Here is a 17161-nt window from a genome sequence, read left to right as displayed (position 1 = left end):
GGTGGAGGCTTCGAAGTTGTATGTCTGCTTACTGGGCAGGGTTGTATATTCGCACAGTACTCTCTCTTCTGTCAATAACTGGTTGCAATTTCTGTGCGGATGTGGCTAGGCCTGTCCTGGTGTTCTATTCGTTTTCCTGTCAGAGCACCAGTTTGGAAATGGCCTCCAGCTTTTGTACGGATGAAGCGCCTTGTGAGTAAACGTCAAATGTCACCGTTCCGGTTTCATGGCCTACCAGTTCGGCAATCAACGTTCCTTGCACGCCTGCTCTGACCAACTGAGTAATGACAGTTTTACGGATGGAGTGGAATACGTGTTGGGGGCCGTAACCCTGAGCCTCTTTGAGTCTGCCGAACGCCTTTGAGAGCGCGTCAGAACGTATACCGTACTTGTTCCTACTGTCCGAGGGGATCAGGTAACCGTCCTTCGAGTCGGTCCTCAAACGCTCCACAACGGCTCTGAGAGCAGGGTGGATGGGCACGACTCGGATACCTGCTGCGGTCTTGGAGTCCACGATATCAAAACAGTCGATACCATCTGGATTGATCAGGTGCTCAGTCCTCAACTGGCAAAGCTCCTCAATCCTGGCGCCGGTATATGCACCGAGCAGGATCAAGTCAGCCAGAGATGTAAGCCCGGTGTTCAGAGCTGCGTCATGCAACGCGGCAATTTCGCTTGGTTGGAAGTCCTTCCTTTGGCGGTCCGCACGTTCCTTGCCCCGTGTCTGCGGCAGCTCATGGTTTTCGAACGGGTTGGCCTTGTCTTTGAAATCGTCTCGCCAACGAGCGTCATGCTTCATTGCCCATTTCCAGAACACGTTACCGGCCAACAAGTATTGGGCAAGGGTCTTGCTCGCCAGTTTTAGGGAGTCGAGCCATGCCGAAACAGCGTCGAAATCGAGTTGGCGACTCTCTTTGGCGAGATACGCCGATAACTTCTCAAGCTTCGACTGCTGCTGATCAATCGTCTTGGTGGCGACATTCCGAGTTTCTCGATACTGGCGGAAGTTTGCGATGCGTTGCTTAGTGATCGGTGACTTGACCTTGTAGGCAGTAGGCTCAGTGAAGATGGCTTGCATCTCTTCCTTTTCCTCAGCCGAGAAGTCGTTTTTGTGAGCAATGAGGTCGCCCAAGGTTTCGATCAGCGCATTGTGAGCGAGGTCGTTGATTGCCAATTCCCTGTCCAGCCCCTGCTTCGCATAAGCTGCTTCTGCTGCTGCCTGGCGACGTAGGCCGCTTTCAGAATCGTTGAACACAAATCGGCGAAACTCTTCTAGGTCTGCTGGATCAATGTCGAGCGGCGTTACTTTTGACTCGCCTAGTGCCGTATCAATTTTGAGTTGGCGGATGATTTGGCTAAAGTCCTGTGCATCCTCTGCAATACGCTCCTTCCAGCCATCACCACGATTGCTTCGCTTGTCGCGTGCGGCCTTGATTTGGGACTTCCACCCAGCGAGAACAGAGAGGCGTCGAACCATCGCTTCGGAGCGAAGGCCAGTTTTCAGCGACTGGATCAGGACTTTCGCCCCGCCCATGGCGTTCTGCACGTCAGCAGGTACGGCGAGACGGACGTACCACGTCGATTCGCCCTTCTTCTGGATCAAATTGTCAGGCATGGAGGTGTCGCTGTGGGAAGAGAGGTATACAGTGAATTGTACTACTGATTTGTACCACTATTGAAGCTGAAAGCCCATCAGGTACGGGTTAAAAGGGCTTGGTGGTAGTGTGTGGTGAGTCCCTATCTCTCCGCCATTACAGAAGTAGTCAAAGCCCCCGAAAACGTTGACGTTTTCGGGGGTTTTTTCGTTTCCGGGCATACGGTTAGGGCAAGTTTAGGGCACAATTTGGCCATGATAGACCGCTTCAGACCTGGGTAGTCCAGGCAGATGGATCGTTTCTTAAGGGGTGATGGAGTGCATAAGGAAAGCTCGGTCGATGGCGGGTGCGGTGTAGATGGTCAGGTGGAATGATTTCGGCGTTGGGCTGCTTTCGGGGATTTTTATCTCGTTTCAGTTCGCACTTTGGGGTTTCGCTTTCTATCCGCCATTTTCCAATTCGGTGGACCAGGCGTTAGTAGCTTATTTGAAGGACGTGCTGGGGCCAGTTTTTACTGGTCTTGGTGGTGCGGGATTGGGTGCGCTTGCTGCCTATAAGTTTCAACAAAGTAATGAAGCTGAGAAGGAATTCAAAGAGACACTAAATGTTTTGCGCTTGGTGAAAATGCAGCTAGTAACCAAGTTGACTGAGCTTGCTTCAGTTAAAAAGACTTCGATACTGCCGTACGCTGATGACAAAGTTAGATTTGTTCATATAGGCCCGCTTCCTGAATCTGCTGGAATACAAGAGCGTGTCGATAGTAGGATTCTTAACGTACTTGCTGATGCGGGTGCGGCTGATGCTATTCAAGAAATTTTGTTAAGCGATCAGCGTTACTTTGCTTGTTTTGAAAACTTCAAAGAACGGAATAAAGCTTTGTATCAATTTCGGAATAAGCTTGATACTCTCGCTCTGGCCTCTGAGCAGGAATTTCCATTTGGCGTTCTAGTTAGAGCTCTAGAGCCTGGTCGGGTGATTGCTTTATATATGTGCACTGAAAATCTTTTATTGGTTCTTGATGAGGCGATAGAGAGTATTAATTCAGCCTTGGAGTTGGTGGGGAGTGCCTTGGATGAAAAGTTTGCTGCTAAGGGGGCAAAGAGTATGAAGTTTACGAAAGGGAGTTCCGAGGCGTTTGAGAAACTTCCCGCCCCTGGATTCACGCTTGAAGGGTTGGAATCCTTTATTGAAAGGGCGAGAAATTCCCCGCGGCAGTAATTGTCATCAAGCGCTAGAGAATTCTGGATGTAGTCCCCCACGAAAACGCGTCAAGTAACGTTCACTTGCGTACATCAACGCCGAATGATAGTTGGTCTAACGCACGCACCTCGCAATCCAGTATTTCCAAGTGTACAAATGGTGGGCCTATTTTCTATTCTCGCAGTTTAGGAGTATTTAGCCGATGTCACTTCAAGAAAAAACTTCAGACGTTCAGGGCTCGTGGATCCCTCTCTCGCAGTATTTCGATTATATCTGTGACTTTTTTCATCTGGATAGAAATTTAAAAACCAACGCTGCCAGGCAGAAATATCATGATGGCTGGATGGAAAAGTACCAAAAGTCTATAAGTGCCTGGACCGATTATGATGTGGCAATTTGGAGTGTGAGGGCTCGTCAATCTTTAAAGCTGTGTTTCAGTTCGACCTATTTTGCCCTCGAGTCTCAACGGGCTAGAAAGCAAGGAGTCATGGCCTCAGCTTATTATCTCGGATATTATTCCGTTCTTCATGCTATGTGGTCTGTAATCTATCTTGATCCGCAGCAAACCACGAAGAATGTGTATGATATTACGCACTCAAAAATATTAAACTTGTTCCACTCAGACTATGCTCACGGAAACAACAGTGTTCTCGGTTATAATGCGAAAAAAATTGTTGGGAATCTTAGATTTTTGCGTGAATACTACTCTTATCGTATGCCGCTAAATTCACCGCTTGATCAAGATCACGAGCTAGCCATGGCGTTCGCTTCTCTGGGGGGATTTGTTAAGCACTGTATACAGCTTGCGCACCTTCAGTCACAACTTCTGATGAAGTCTGCGATGAGAAAGAAAAAAGCGTCTGCCTCCCTGCCTCTTGAGCAATTACCGACGTTCGCAGATGAGTTTTTTGCGATTAATGGTAAAGAGCGAGAAATGACGCAGGAGAGATTGCTCGATCCAGCGGATGAATTTGCACTTCATGAGTCAATGAGCAAGGGTTGTGATATTATGGCTCATAGTTTAGCTTTCGATCATATGTTTGATGATTTTATGACCTGTCTGGGCGGCACTAATCCTGGCGAAGAAATTATTAGCGAAACAAGAAGGCTTGTTGGTGCGGCTCTTTATCCAAGAAAATGACGCTTGCTTATCTCCATGCTTGAGATTTTAAATCTGCATTTCAGATGAAATCTTTGTTAAAGCTGTGTTGAACATTTTGTCTCATGCAGCTTTGCACATTCGTGAAAATAGGAGTAATAGGCCTAGATTGCTACCCGCACAAATCTATTTCCTCTAGACCATTAGATTGTCAGTCGCGCTTTTTGAGATGTTCAAGATACAAACCTGACTGTAATCAGTACATCAATTCTTTCGATTGTGACAGATCGCTTGGGACAAGGCCGTCGTGATGTGCCGCTTAGGGAAACTCCGAGCAAGTCGCCCATCAGCCGGAAATGGACGGCTTGGGGATGCCGAAAAGCCCGATTTTCATCCGCTGATTATTGGAAAACCAAGACATAGCCTTGGTTTTCTGCCCCCACGGGCGCACCTCTCCCGCAGCAGGTAATAATTGCCGGCGCACTATCCGCAGATTCGACAGGGTAAACAGCGTGGTCAGTTGCGCCGTGTTCTTGGCCAAGCCACGGAAGCGGGTTTTCACATAGCCGAATTGGCGCTTGATCACACGGAAGGGGTGTTCGACCTTCGCTCTCACCTGCGCTTTGACCTTCACGATCTTGCGTCTGGCCTTTTAGAGCACGCTTCGTTTGCTCAAGTGTTTATAGGTGCTCCGACGAGCCGCAATCTGCCATATCGCCGGCCTTCTTTCATGCTCCGGCCGCTGCCCCACGCCGGTATAACCTGCCTCGGCACAGATAACATTTTCGTCGCCATGCAACAGATGAGCGACTTCCGTTACATCGGCCACATTCGCCGCTGTACCGTGGACGTGGTGCACCAGGCCCGACTCAGCATCGGCACCGATATGTGCCTTCATGCCGAAGAAATATTGGTTACCTTTCTTCGTCTGACGCATCTCGGGATCGCGTTTGCCTTCCTTGTTCTTGGTCGAACTGGGTGCGTGGATGATAGTGGCGTCGACAATGGTGCCCTGTCGCAATGACAGACCCTTGTCTCGCAGGTAATTGTTGATGATTTCCAGAATGCCCGCCGCCAACTGATGCTTCTCCAGCAGGTGTCGAAAATTCATGATCGTCGTGTCTTCGGGGATCGGAGCGCTGAGCGTCAGACGAACAAACTGGCGCATCGACGTCATCTCGTACAGCGCCTCCTCCATAGTTGGATCACTCAACGAGAAGCAGTTCTGCAGCATGGTTTCCAGTGGATACGGTTTGCGGCCACCGCCAGCCTTTGGGTAGTGAGGCTCGACCAACGTCACCAACCCGCTCCACGGAACCACCTGCTCCATCTCGGCCAAGAAATGCTCGCGACGGGTTTGCTTTCGCTTACCGGCGTACTCGAAATCGGAAAAGCTCATCTGGCTTATGGGATGGCGGGCTTGTAGAGGGCAGTTGGACGGAGGGCTATTTCAGCACAGGTCAGATGGCCCGTGCTGACTTGATCGGAGAATCCTTTGTGGGGGCAGTGGTAGGCACTGCTACTCGCGCGTATACCAACGAAGTCCTGCCCACCTACCATGCAGGCGATGTGCTCGTCAGCATCGAGGCGCAGGTCAATGGTGGCATTGGTCCGCAGCGCAGCATCACCAGTCTGATCATCAAGGCTTGAGCAGAGGCGCATATGTCGGAAATTATCCATTTGGCCATGGCGCTTGGGGCCTATGTATTGCTCGATCGCTTTCTCCGGTCGTACGCAATACGCAAATGGCTCGGGGTCGCTTTGATGGTGATAGGCCCCATCGGCTGTATTTTGGCAAGCCAGACCCGCTTTCTTGGAATGGACGTGGGCTTGCTGTCGGTCTATGCAGTCGGGTTGGGCGTAGGGCTGTTCCAGAGGCGGCGCCGGTTCGAATCGCTAGGCAGCAGTAGCCGTTAGCGGGCTGTTGCCACCGCAACCCTGCGCCGTTTCGACGTCCGCTAATGGCTCTGCCAAACGCCACGCCAGGACGCTTGGCTTGGATTCGAAAGCCGTTTTTCGTATCATTCCTGCGCCATCATTGTGTTGGCGGATCAAGGACTTAAAGGATTTTTATGAAAAAGCTGATCAAAGCAACCGTCGCTGTTGCTGTCGTTTCGGGTGTTGCCCTGCTGTCCGGTTGCACTGGCCAAGTGTACAACCAGCCGAAGAACTGCTCGTACGACTACCTGTTCCACCCAGCGGTTTCCATCTCCAAGATCATCGGTGGCTGCGGCCCGATCGATAAACTGCCTCAGCAGCAGTGATCTTGGCGATACCCCGATCAGGCCGCTAGCGGCTTGATCCAAGACCCCCGGCCATGGATGTGGCCGGGGGTTTTTGTTTTCAAGGGTGGCTTAGCAACGGCCTCGGCGCTGGTTTGCGGTAGTGCCTGAGGTAGGCGGATGAAAGGTCGAGATAGGGGGGGTAATTTTAAAAGTAGACAATATGTATACATAGATTGGAGAATGGCCGGGCGTCGCACTTCAAGGCCCGCGCACGCGTTGTCCAGATCTGTTCGTGGGCCACTGAGCACGGTGTTTGCCGGGCTGCGACCGAGCACGCGGCTGACCGCACCGCGTACTGACGGCACAAGTACAAGAACCGGAGTAAACGCATGTACAAAGTCACATCGCTTCCTGGCGACGATTCCCGTCCGGGCTGGTTCCACACCAGCGCCCAGCGCCAACCACGTCCGGCCCTTGCCGGGCACAAACGGGCGCGTTGGACCGTCATCGGCGCCGGCCTTACTGGCCTTGCCGTCGCCCGGCAGTTGGCGCTGAATTTCCCTGATCAGGAAATCGTGCTGGTCGATGCGCAGGAAGTGGGCTTTGGTTCGTCCGGGCGCAACGCAGGTTTTGCCATTGATGTGCCGCATGACATCGGCGCCAAGGACTACATCGGTGATGTCACCACGGCGATGAAGATCCTCAAGCTCAACACCTTGGGCCAGGACTACCTGCGCGAGATCGTGGCCGCGCACGGCATCGATTGCCAGATGTCCGAGTCCGGCAAGTACCAGGCCGCCGTGGGCGAGAAGGGCATCGCGATTCTTGAAGCCTACCGCTCAGGCCTTGAAAAGATTGGCCGGGCCTCCACGCTGATCGAGTCCAAGGACTTGCCTGCGCACATCGGCACCGCCTACTACAAGAAGGCCCTGCACATTCCCGGCACCTTGCTGTTGCAGCCGGCGGCGCTGGTCAAGGGCCTGGCTGACAACCTGCCGGCCAACGTCAGCTTGTACGAGAACACCGCCATCACCGCGCTGGAGCAGGGCGACAAGATCACCCTGGTACACGCCCACGGCAGCATCGTCACCGACAAGTTGATCCTGGCCAACAATGGCTTCGCCTCGCACTTCGGCTTTCTCAAGAGCCGCCTGTTGCCGACCTTCCTGTACGCCAGCCTGAGCCGTCAGCTGAACGAGGACGAGCAAGCGCGCCTGGGCGGTCAAGGCGTCTGGGGCGTGATCCCGGCGCACCCGTTCGGCAGCACTGTGCGGCGCACCGTCGACAATCGCATCCTCATTCGCAACAGCTTCAACTTCTACCCCGATGGTCGTCCACGGCGCCACATGCTACAGCGCCACCTGCCGACCCACCGCAAGTCGTTCGAACGGCGCTTCCCGATGCTGGGCAACGTCGATTTCGAATACACCTGGAGCGGTGCGATCTGCCTGTCCGAGAACCACGAAGGCTTTTTCGGCCAACTGGCGCCCCACGTCTATGGCGCACTGTGCTGCAACGGCCTGGGCATCACCCGCGGCACCGCCACTGGCAAGTTGCTGGCCGATTGGCTGGCAGGCCAGCGCAACGAGCACATCGACTTCCTGCTGGCCTCGTCCGGCCCCAACAAGACCCCGCCGCAACCGTTCCTGTCGATTGGCGTCAACTCGGTGTTGAAGTGGGGGCAGTTGCGCGCGGGCCTGGAAGTCTGAGTGTTTCCTCCCCCTTGACGTGCAGATCAACCGTTTCCATCAGTTGCTGACCCGGCGTACGGGCCTTGGCTGGGCCATGAGAAGTCGCGTGGCTCACGCCGGCTACGGCAGACGGATCTTCTTTGTGGTGATGTTCTGGGCCTGCGCGGTGATCCCGTGGTTCGCGGTGTACGCCTTCGTGCCCAAGCTGTTCAGTGCGCTCAACCTCACCGGTAATCCGACGGCCTTGTAAGCCGCCAGCGCGGGGCACGGCGCTGTTGCGAGGAGCCCCGCGCTGGGTTTACCAGCGCAGCGAAACTGTGCCCAGCAGCGTGCGCTCTTCACCCCAGTAGCAACGCCCGGCGTTGTTGCAACCGGCCACGTACTCCTTGTCGAACAGGTTGCGCGCATTGATCTCCACCGACCAGTTTTCGTCGATGTCGTAGCCGACCTTGGCATCCACCAGGGTCACGTCACCGCTGTCCAAGGTGCCGTACAGGCTGATCGGGGTGTAGGCGAAGGTGCTGTCGAAGTGGCGCACGCCGGTGCCGAGCTGCAAGCCCTTGAGCAAGCCGTCACGAAAGCGATAGGTGCTCCACACCGACGCTTGGTTGCGCGGCACGCCGGTCATCTGGTGGCCTTCGAGCAGCGAACCTGCCTGATCCTTGGTGATACGCGAGTCGGTATAGGTGTAGGCCGCCGTCAGGTTGAGGTTGTCGGTCAGGTCGCTGTTTAGCTCCAATTCCACGCCCTTGGCGCGGCTGGCGCCGATCTGGCGATAGTCACCGGCATCGAACACCACGTCGTCTTTCTTGCGCAGGTCGTACACCGAGGCGGTGAAGGCGGTGTTCCAGCCCTTGGGCTCGTATTTCACGCCCACCTCGTACTGTTCGCTAGTGGTCGGGGCGAGCGCGCCGTTCTGGCTTTCGGTCTGCTGGGTCGGGGCAAAGGCGGTGGAGTAGCTGAAGTACGGCGACAGGCCGTTTTCGAACTGGTACATCACGCCGGTTTGCCAGGTGAAGTCGCTGTCCCAGTTGTCCATGTCGGCGGGCAGGTTCAGAGTGCCTGCCTTGTTGCGGAACTGGCTATTGGCGCGGTCCAGGCGCCCGCCGAGCAACAGCACCCACTGGTCGACCTTGGTCTGCCACTGCGCGTAGAGGCCATACAGGGTCTGTTCGAGCAGGGCGTTCTGCACGTGGAACGGCGCACTCGGCGTGCCGCTCCACACCGGGTCGAACACGTTTTCGAGGCGGCCGACACCTGCGTCCCAGTCCTGGTTGAACGAGGTGCGGTCAAGGCTCGCGCCCACCAGCACGGTATGCTCCATCGCGCCTTGCTCGAAGTGGCCTTCGAACTGGTTGTCCAGCGAATAGGCGATCGAGCGGTTGTAGCGGTCGTAGTACTGGACATTCATGGAGGTGCCGAAACCACCGTCCTCCAGGCTACCCGGCCAGGTTTCCTGGCGGTCGATGCGCGACTGCATGTAGCGCGAGTTCTGGCGGAACTGCCAGGTGTCGTTGAAGCGGTGGCTGAACTCGTAGCCCAGGCTCCAGGTTTCACGCTGGAAGTTGTCCCAGTCGGGGTTGCCCGACAGCTGGTCCTTGTCGATCTTGCCGTTGGGGTTGTGCAGCAAGGTGCCGGCAGCCGGGTGGCCCAGCTCCATCAAGGTGCGGTCGCGCTGGTAGGTGGCCAGTACGGTCAGGCTGTTGAAGTCATCGAAATTCAAGGTCAGCGACGGCGCGAGGTATAGACGGTCGTCCGGTTGATGCTCGACCTGGGTGTCGGACTTGCGTCCCATCATCACAAGGCGCCCGAGGATGTTGCCTTCATCGGTCAGCGGGCCAGACACATCGACGCCCAACTGGCGGCGGTTGTGGCTGCCATAGCTGAGCTGCACCTCGCCCCGGGCTTCGGCGGTGGGTCGTTTGCTGACCAGGTTGACCACGCCGCCGGGGGCGTTTTCACCGTACAGGATCGAGGTCGGGCCGCGGAACACTTCCACTCGCTCCAGGCCGTAGGGTTCGCTGCTGGTGTCGTAGCGGTTGCCTTGCACCCGCAGGCCGTCGCGCAACAGGCCATAGCCCCAGTCGGTGGCGTTGAAGCCGCGGATGAAGAACAGGTCGCCGGCTTGCCCGTCACCTCCGGCGAACGGCGGCGAAAAGATGCCCGGCACATAGCCGAGCACTTCAGTGAGGGTCTGCGATTGCTGGTCGTCCATGCGTTTGCGCGTCACCACCGAGACCGAACGCGGGGTCTCGGCCAGGGCGGTGCTGGTCTTGCTCGCCGTGGTGCTCGCCACCGCGCGATAACCGGTGTCTTCCTGGCCACTGCCATTGAGCAAGGCGGCGCTGATGGCGGTGGCATCCAGTTGCAACGCGCTGCCTTCGGCGGCCGGTTGCAGGACATAACCGGCATTGCCCTGCGGCACAGCCAGCAGGCCGCTGCCGTGGAGCAGGCGCGTCAGGCCCTGGGCCACGCTATAGCGGCCGTGCAGGCCTGGGCTGGTCTTGCCGGCCGCCAGCTCGTTGCTGCCGGCCAGATAGATGCCGGCCTGGCCGCTGAACTGATTGAGGGCGGCGGCCAGCGTGCCGGGGGCGATGTCGAAGTTCTGCTCGGTGCTGGCGGCTTGCTCGGCATGCGCCAGGGTGGCCGGCAGCAGCAGCGGCGCGGCGGCGCAAAGGGTGAGCGGCGCGGTGAGCGCCAGGCGAAGCAAGGGGTGGAGAGGCATCGGCATGCGGGTCCCTGGAATCGATACGGCAGGTTGATGGGGGTTGCCAGGGGTAAACCGAATGAGATTGAAAAAGGGGAACTGTGCAGCCGGTTTTTTTTCAGGTGTTTGCCTCAGGGGCCGCTTTGCGGCCCTTCGCGGCCGGACGGCGCCCCGGTGAGGCCGCTCCTACAGGAGGGCGCGCGCAGGGCCGGTTCAAACCGGTTCCAGGGTTACCCACCATGGCGTCAGGCGCTGCACCCGCACCGGCAACGCCGCTTGCAGCAACGCCAGCGCGCGGTCGGTGTCGTCCAGCGGAAACGCGCCCATCACCGACAAGCCGGCCACCGAGGGATGCCAGCCCAGGTGGCCATGGCGATAGCGGCCCAAGGTCTGCAGCAACTGCGCAAGCGGCATGGCCTCGGCGTTCAGGCGCCGCTCGATCCACGACTGCCCGGCGCTCTGTGCGGGGCCGCTGGCGCCGATGGCCTGGGCGCTGAAGTCGACCTGCTGGCCGGCTTGCACGATGCGCCGCTCGCCGCCCAGTGCAGTGCACACCTCGACCGCCCCGGCGTACACGTTCAAGCGCGTGTTGTCGCCTTGCTGGCACACCGCGAAGCGCGTACCCAGGGCCTGCATGCGGCCTTGGGCGGTGTCGACGAAGAACGGACGCTGCGCGTCATGCGCGGTGTCCACGAGGATTTCGCCAAAGCGCAGGCGCAGCATCCGGGCCAGTGCCGAGAAGTCCAGGTCGACCGCGCTCTGAGCGCCCAGCCACAGCTGGCTGCCGTCGTTCAGGCGGGTCTGCCGGTTTTCGCCGATGCCGGTGGAAAGATCTGCGGTCCAGCCCGACAGCGGCGCACCGCGCCAGGCCTGCCAGCCAAGCAGCGAGCTGGCGCCGCACACCAGCAGGGCCTTGAGCCCCGCGCGGCGGCTGAAGCGGTGCGGCTCATGCTCGCGCAGGGCATGCCCGGCAGCGCCGCCTTCGGCCAGCAGCGGGGCGAAGCGTTCGCCCACGCGCTGCATGTACAGCCAGGCGGCCTGGTGCTCGCCGTGCTGGTCGAACCAGTGCTGCCACTGCTGGCGCAGCTGCGGGGCAACCGGTTCATCCTGCAATTGCACATACCAGTGCGCGGCCTGTTGCAGGCTGGCGTGGCTGAGTTTCTGCGTGGGCAGGTTCATCGGCTCACTCCACCAGCACGCCGTCGAGTTCGGCTTCGAGGATGGCGCAGTGCAAGAAGGCTTGGGCCAAGTACTTCTTGATCATCCGTTCGCTGACGCCGATGCGCGCGGCGATGTCGCGGTAGGCCAGGCCGTCGACCTGTGCCAGCAAAAAAGCCTGGCGCACCTTGGCCGGTAGGCGCAGCAGCATGGCGTCTACCTCGTGCAGGGTCTCGACGATGATCGCGCGCTGCTCGGGGGAGGGCTGCACCGCTTCGGGTTGCAGCGCCAGTTGCTGCAACCAGGCGTGCTCCAAGCGCTGGCGGCGCCAGTGGTCTACGCACAGACCGCGGGCGATGGTGGCTAGGTACGAGCGCTCGCCGCGGGCGCCGTCGAAGCTGCGCGGGCGCTGGACCAGCCGCACGAAGGTGTCCTGCACCAGGTCGGCAGCTTCGCAGCGACAGCCCAGACGCCGGTGCAGTACGCCCAGTAGCCAGCGCGAGTGGCTGTGGTAAAGGGTGTGGAGCGAGGCATTCACTTCAGGTATCGAAACCACGGCGGCATCCGGCGCGAGCGCTATTTATGTGCAAATGAGAAGTGATCGCAATAGTAGGGGCGCGCGACGAATACTGCAATCGGCCTGAGACAACCTGCCGCCTTGCCTGGCCGTGCACAATTTGTTTGTGCTGGCAATTCGGTTACAATCCGCCGCGAAACGATTCAGCGTGTCGGTCAATTCGACGAAAGACTGGATCGTCTTCGGGTTCTCTAGCTGCTGAACAATGATCACAAAAAGCCCGCGCTGAAGAACATGGAACACCCGGGCCAGCCACAGGCCCTCACTCCGTTCTACAACCCTGGAATCGATCAATGTTCAAGAAAGCTGGCAAGACCTTGCTGGGTCTGGCTGTTGCGGCGAGCTTCATGCACGCCCACGCCGAAGAGACCAAAAAAGTTGACGTGCTGCTGGTCGGCGGCGGCATCATGAGTTCCACCCTGGCGGTCTGGCTCAACGAGCTGGAGCCGAGCTGGTCGATGGAAATGGTCGAGCGCCTGGACGGCGTCGCCGAAGAAAGCTCCAACGGCTGGAACAACGCCGGTACCGGCCACTCCGCGCTGGCCGAGCTGAACTACACCCCGGAAGACAAAGACGGCAACGTCAACATCACCAAGGCCATCGAGATCAACGAGTCGTTCCAGATCTCTCGTCAGTTCTGGGCCTGGCAAGTGCGCCAGGGCGTGCTGAAGAACCCGCACTCGTTCATCAACACCACCCCGCACATGAGCTTCGTCTGGGGCGATGACAACATCAAGTTCCTGAAGAAGCGTTACGACGCCCTGCAGCAGAGCCCGCTGTTCCGTCCGATGCAGTACTCCGAGGACCACGCGCAGATCGCCAAGTGGGTCCCGTTGATGATGCAAGGCCGTGACCCGAATCAGAAACTGGCGGTCACCTGGACGCCGATCGGCACCGACGTGAACTTCGGCGAGATCACCCGCCAGTTCGTCGGCCACCTGAAGGCCCAGCCGAACTTCGACCTCAAGCTGTCCAGCGAAGTGCAGGACATCACCCGCAACGAAGACGGCTCCTGGCACGTCGAGTACAAGAACCTGAAGGATGGCACCGAGCACGCCACCGACGCCAAGTTCCTGTTCATCGGTGCTGGCGGCGGTGCGCTGAAGCTGCTGCAGAAGTCGGGCATCCCTGAGGCCAAGGAGTACGCAGGTTTCCCGGTTGGCGGTTCGTTCCTGGTAACCGAGAACCCTACCGTTGCCATGCAGCACATGGCCAAGGCCTACGGCATTGCCTCCACCGGTGCGCCACCCATGTCGGTTCCGCACCTGGACACCCGCGTGCTCGACGGCAAGCGCGTGATCCTGTTCGGGCCATTCGCGACCTTCTCGACCAAGTTCCTGAAGAACGGCTCGTACCTGGACCTGCTGAGCAGCACCACGATGCACAACGTCTGGCCGATGACCAAGGTCGGTATCGAGCAGTACCCGCTGGTGGAATACCTCGCCGGTCAGCTGATGCTGTCGGATGACGACCGCTTCGAAGCCCTGCGCACCTACTTCCCAGAGGCCAAGAAAGAAGACTGGCGCCTGTGGCAGGCCGGTCAGCGCGTGCAGATCATCAAGCGTGATGCCGAGAAGGGCGGCGTGCTGAAGCTGGGCACCGAAGTGGTGGCCTCGCAAGACCGCACCATCGCAGGCCTGCTGGGCGCCTCGCCAGGTGCTTCGACCGCTGCGCCGATCATGCTCAACGTGCTGGAAACCGTGTTCAAGGAAAAGGTCGCCACCCCAGAGTGGCAAGCCAAGCTCAAGGAGATCATCCCAAGCTATGGCACCAAGTTGAACGACTCGGCCGCCGCCACTCAGAAAGAGTGGAACTACACCGCCGAAGTATTGCAACTTGAGAAGCCGCCGGTGATCGACCAGAGCGTCGGCACCAGCGTTGCGCCGATCGCAGCGCCTGTCGAAAGCAAGCCTGCCAACGACATGGCCCTCTAAGGCCTGAGCGTGTGCCGGGGTAACCCGGCAACCCCCGCCCCGAGCTTCGCCACTGGCGGACTCGGGGCTTTTTTGTGGGCTTTTTGAAGTTCCTGCTGCGCCTGGTCAGCTCAACGCTGGCGCAACACGCACGCCAGCAACCCTGGAAACCGTTCGTCCAGAATGTCGCTGCGCAGCGAGTTCATGTGCGTGGTGCCGACGTTGCGGGTGTACACCAGCCCGGCCTCGCGCAACACGCGAAAGTGATGGGACATGCTCGACTTCGGACGCCCGCCGTCCAGTTCTCCGCAGCTGGCTTCGGCGGTGCCGGCCAGATGGCGGACGATCTCCAGGCGCACAGGGTCGCTCAGGGCATAGAGCAGGCGCTCCAGCGTGAGGTTGTCGGGGGAGGGGTGGGTATAGGCTCGCATGGCCGACATGATAACGGGGGTTTCCAAAATTGCCATAGTTCGAATATGATCGAACAATCGTATGCAACCCATCCCCTGGAGTTCCCCCATGTCGGCATTGTTCCAGCCCTATACCCTCAAAGACGTGACCCTGCGCAACCGTATCGCCATTCCACCGATGTGCCAGTACATGGCCGAGGACGGCCTGATCAACGATTGGCACCACGTACACTTGGCCGGTCTTGCCCGTGGCGGCGCAGGCCTGGTGGTGGTCGAGGCCACCGCCGTGGCGCCAGAAGGGCGCATCACCCCCGGTTGCGCCGGAATCTGGAGCGACGCCCATGCCCAGGCCTTCGTGCCGGTGGTGCAGGCGATCAAGGCCGCAGGCTCGGTGCCGGGCATCCAGATTGCTCACGCCGGGCGCAAGGCCAGTGCCAATCGCCCTTGGGAGGGCGATGACCACATTGCCGCCGACGACGCTCGCGGCTGGCAGACCATCGCCCCGTCGGCGATCGCCTTCGGTGCCCACCTGCCGAAAGTACCGCGGGAGATGACCTTGGAGGACATCGCCCGGGTCAAGCAGGACTTCGTCGATGGCGCCCGGCGCGCTCGCGAGGCCGGTTTCGAGTGGATCGAGCTGCACTTCGCCCACGGCTACCTGGGTCAGAGCTTCTTCTCGGCGCACTCCAACCAGCGCACCGACGCCTACGGCGGCAGCTTCGACAACCGCAGCCGCTTCCTTCTGGAAACCCTGGCCGCCGTGCGTGAAGTGTGGCCTGAGCACCTGCCGCTGACTGCGCGTTTCGGCGTGCTGGAATATGACGGGCGTGACGAGCAGACCCTGGAAGAGTCCATCGAGCTGGCGCGCCGTTTCAAGGCCGGTGGCCTGGACCTGCTGAGCGTCAGCGTTGGTTTCACCATTCCTGACACCAACATCCCGTGGGGTCCTGCGTTCATGGGCCCAATCGCCGAGCGCGTGCGCCGTGAGGCGGACCTGCCGGTGACTTCGGCGTGGGGCTTTGGTACGCCGCAACTGGCCGAAGGCGCGCTCCAGGCCAATCAGCTGGACCTGGTGTCGGTTGGACGTGCGCACCTGGCCGACCCGCACTGGCCGTATTTCGCGGCCAAGGAGCTGGGCGTGGACAAGGCTTCGTGGACCTTGCCTGCACCCTATGCGCACTGGCTCGAGCGTTATCGCTGAGGTGTGAAGGGGCTGCTTTGCAGCCCATTCGCGGGTGAACCCGCTCCTACAGGGATCTGCGTTGCGATGAAGGGGCTGCCTTCAGGCTGGACGCTACCCCTGTGGGAGCGGGTTTACCCGCGAAGAGGCCTGCACAGGCTAAAACCGATCCAACCGGTAATACGAGGTTGCCAATCCAGCTGACTGCTCCACCATCTTCCCCACCCACTCCGCCGTCACCGCCGCCTGGGTCAAGCCCAGATGCTGGTGCCCGAACGCCAGCAGTACCTTGCCTTCGGCCACCCGGTCAATCACTGGCAACGAGTCCGGTAACGAGGGCCGCAAGCCCATCCAAGGCGTCGCCCCCTCGGCACTCAAGTCCCTCTTGAACAACCCCTGGCTCAGCCGGTGCAACTGCCACGCCCGCTGCATACTCGGCGGCGCGTTCAGCCCTGCGAACTCTACTGTGCCGGCCAGGCGCAAGCCGCCTTCCATCGGGGTCATGATGAAGCGGCGTTCCAGCGACGTGACGGCGAACGGCAGGCGTTGATGCTCGTTTGGCAGCATCAGGTGATAGCCGCGCTCGGTGTCCAGTGGTACGCGCTTGCCGGTCAGTGCCTTGACCAACGCGGCCGAGTGCGCGCCACAGGCCAGCAGCACCTGGCGCGCCTGCAACGCGCCCTGAGCGCTGTCCAGCCTGACCCCATCGTGCTGCACGCGTGCGTTGGTGATCTCGCGACTGGCGAACTGCACACCGGCTGCGAGCGCGGCATCGAACAGGGCGCTGACCACCCGGTACGGGTCGATGAAATGCCCGGTACGCGGAAAGAACAGGCCCCCTTGCAGTGATTCGCTCAACTGTGGCGCCGCATCGCGCACCTGCTGCGCTGGCCAGAATGTCACCGGCACCGCCTGCTCCTGCATGCGTGTGCGCAATGCTTCCAGCGCCTGGCGCGATTCGTGGCGCTCGAACACCAGCAGCGAACCCTGCTCATGGAACAGGTCACTGCGCCCAAGACTACCGAGCAGTCGTTGCCAGGCCCCAAGGCTGGCTTCGTTGAGCGCGCGCAGGCCGGCAACGCTGCGCTGGAACGGCGTCGGGCGCAGGTTGAGCAGCAGCCGGGTGAACCACGGCAGGGCACGGGGCAGGTACTTCCAGTCCAGGCGCAGCGGGCCCATGGGGTCGATCAGCATGTTCGGCAGGCGCTTGAGGATTGACAGGTCGGCAATCGGGAACACCTGCTCGCTGGCCAAATGACCAGCATTGCCCCAAGAGGCACCATGGCCTGGGGCCTGTCGATCAATCAGCAGCACCCGCTTGCCCTGGCGTGCCAGTTGCAGCGCGCAGGCCACGCCGACAATGCCGGCGCCGACCACAGCGATATCGGTGTCGAGGCTGGCCATGG

14 protein-coding genes and 1 pseudogene are annotated in these 17161 nt (G+C 59.4%); 8 read left to right on the top strand and 7 right to left on the bottom strand.

Features of this window, described 5'->3' with window-relative positions; all coding sequences use genetic code 11:
• Positions 1-139 precede the first annotated feature (139 nt).
• Complete coding sequence (locus tag ACNFIC_RS04840; protein ID WP_416780148.1) at positions 140-1615, bottom strand: tyrosine-type recombinase/integrase; 1476 nt, start codon at positions 1613-1615, stop codon at positions 140-142.
• Between the two features lie 337 nt (positions 1616-1952).
• Between ACNFIC_RS04840 and ACNFIC_RS04835 the strand changes: the two genes are divergently transcribed.
• Complete coding sequence (locus ACNFIC_RS04835) at positions 1953-2813, top strand: hypothetical protein (protein ID WP_416780146.1); 861 nt, start codon at positions 1953-1955, stop codon at positions 2811-2813.
• Between the two features lie 184 nt (positions 2814-2997).
• Positions 2998-3936, top strand: a complete 939-nt coding sequence (locus tag ACNFIC_RS04830) for a hypothetical protein (protein ID WP_416780144.1) — start codon at positions 2998-3000, stop codon at positions 3934-3936.
• A gap of 403 nt (positions 3937-4339) precedes the next feature.
• Here ACNFIC_RS04830 and ACNFIC_RS04825 read toward each other — a convergent pair.
• Positions 4340-5302: pseudogene (locus ACNFIC_RS04825) on the bottom strand (IS5 family transposase); the annotation flags it as partial.
• 56 nt (positions 5303-5358) lie between these two features.
• On the opposite strand from ACNFIC_RS04825, the gene ACNFIC_RS04820 reads away from it, so the two are divergent.
• The 4 genes from ACNFIC_RS04820 to ACNFIC_RS04805 all read left to right on the top strand — a co-directional run bounded on the left by ACNFIC_RS04820 (position 5359) and on the right by ACNFIC_RS04805 (position 8060).
• Complete coding sequence (locus tag ACNFIC_RS04820) at positions 5359-5544, top strand: hypothetical protein (protein ID WP_416780645.1); 186 nt, start codon at positions 5359-5361, stop codon at positions 5542-5544.
• A 422-nt stretch (positions 5545-5966) separates the two neighbouring features.
• Complete coding sequence (locus tag ACNFIC_RS04815; RefSeq protein WP_138218418.1) at positions 5967-6158, top strand: DUF4223 family protein; 192 nt, start codon at positions 5967-5969, stop codon at positions 6156-6158.
• A gap of 350 nt (positions 6159-6508) precedes the next feature.
• Entirely contained in the window at positions 6509-7828 is a 1320-nt protein-coding gene (locus tag ACNFIC_RS04810; RefSeq protein WP_416780141.1) for an NAD(P)/FAD-dependent oxidoreductase, read from the top strand.
• A 76-nt stretch (positions 7829-7904) separates the two neighbouring features.
• Positions 7905-8060: a hypothetical protein gene (locus tag ACNFIC_RS04805; protein ID WP_416780140.1), complete on the top strand. Its 156-nt coding sequence runs from the start codon at positions 7905-7907 to the stop codon at positions 8058-8060.
• Positions 8061-8108: 48 nt separating this feature from the next.
• Here ACNFIC_RS04805 and ACNFIC_RS04800 read toward each other — a convergent pair whose 3' ends face one another.
• The 3 genes from ACNFIC_RS04800 to ACNFIC_RS04790 all read right to left on the bottom strand — a co-directional run bounded on the left by ACNFIC_RS04800 (position 8109) and on the right by ACNFIC_RS04790 (position 12231).
• A complete protein-coding gene (locus ACNFIC_RS04800; RefSeq protein WP_416780138.1) occupies positions 8109-10541 on the bottom strand; it encodes a TonB-dependent siderophore receptor in 2433 nt (810 codons plus the stop codon).
• Between the two features lie 189 nt (positions 10542-10730).
• Positions 10731-11696, bottom strand: coding sequence for a FecR domain-containing protein (locus tag ACNFIC_RS04795; protein WP_416780136.1), 966 nt, complete (start codon positions 11694-11696; stop codon positions 10731-10733).
• Positions 11697-11700: 4 nt separating this feature from the next.
• Positions 11701-12231 carry a sigma-70 family RNA polymerase sigma factor gene (locus ACNFIC_RS04790; RefSeq protein ID WP_416780134.1) on the bottom strand — a complete coding sequence of 177 codons (531 nt, stop codon included), beginning with the start codon at positions 12229-12231 and terminating at the stop codon, positions 11701-11703.
• 314 nt (positions 12232-12545) lie between these two features.
• On the opposite strand from ACNFIC_RS04790, the gene mqo reads away from it, so the two are divergent.
• Positions 12546-14186, top strand: coding sequence for a malate dehydrogenase (quinone) (gene mqo / locus ACNFIC_RS04785; protein WP_138218412.1), 1641 nt, complete (start codon positions 12546-12548; stop codon positions 14184-14186).
• A 110-nt stretch (positions 14187-14296) separates the two neighbouring features.
• Here mqo and ACNFIC_RS04780 read toward each other — a convergent pair whose 3' ends face one another.
• On the bottom strand, positions 14297-14632 hold the full coding sequence (locus tag ACNFIC_RS04780) for an ArsR/SmtB family transcription factor (RefSeq protein WP_138218411.1): 336 nt from the start codon (positions 14630-14632) through the stop codon (positions 14297-14299).
• A 52-nt stretch (positions 14633-14684) separates the two neighbouring features.
• Between ACNFIC_RS04780 and xenA the strand changes: the two genes are divergently transcribed.
• Positions 14685-15776: a xenobiotic reductase XenA gene (gene xenA, locus ACNFIC_RS04775; RefSeq protein WP_138218410.1), complete on the top strand. Its 1092-nt coding sequence runs from the start codon at positions 14685-14687 to the stop codon at positions 15774-15776.
• Positions 15777-15914: 138 nt separating this feature from the next.
• Here the strand turns inward: xenA and ACNFIC_RS04770 are convergent, their stop codons facing one another.
• Complete coding sequence (locus tag ACNFIC_RS04770) at positions 15915-17159, bottom strand: NAD(P)/FAD-dependent oxidoreductase (RefSeq protein ID WP_138218409.1); 1245 nt, start codon at positions 17157-17159, stop codon at positions 15915-15917.
• Positions 17160-17161: the final 2 nt, after the last annotated feature.

Source organism: Pseudomonas sp. NY15463 (genome assembly GCF_048068415.1).
Classification (GTDB): Bacteria; Pseudomonadota; Gammaproteobacteria; order Pseudomonadales; family Pseudomonadaceae; genus Aquipseudomonas; species Aquipseudomonas mosselii_C.
This window is presented reverse-complemented; position numbering and strand designations above follow the sequence as displayed.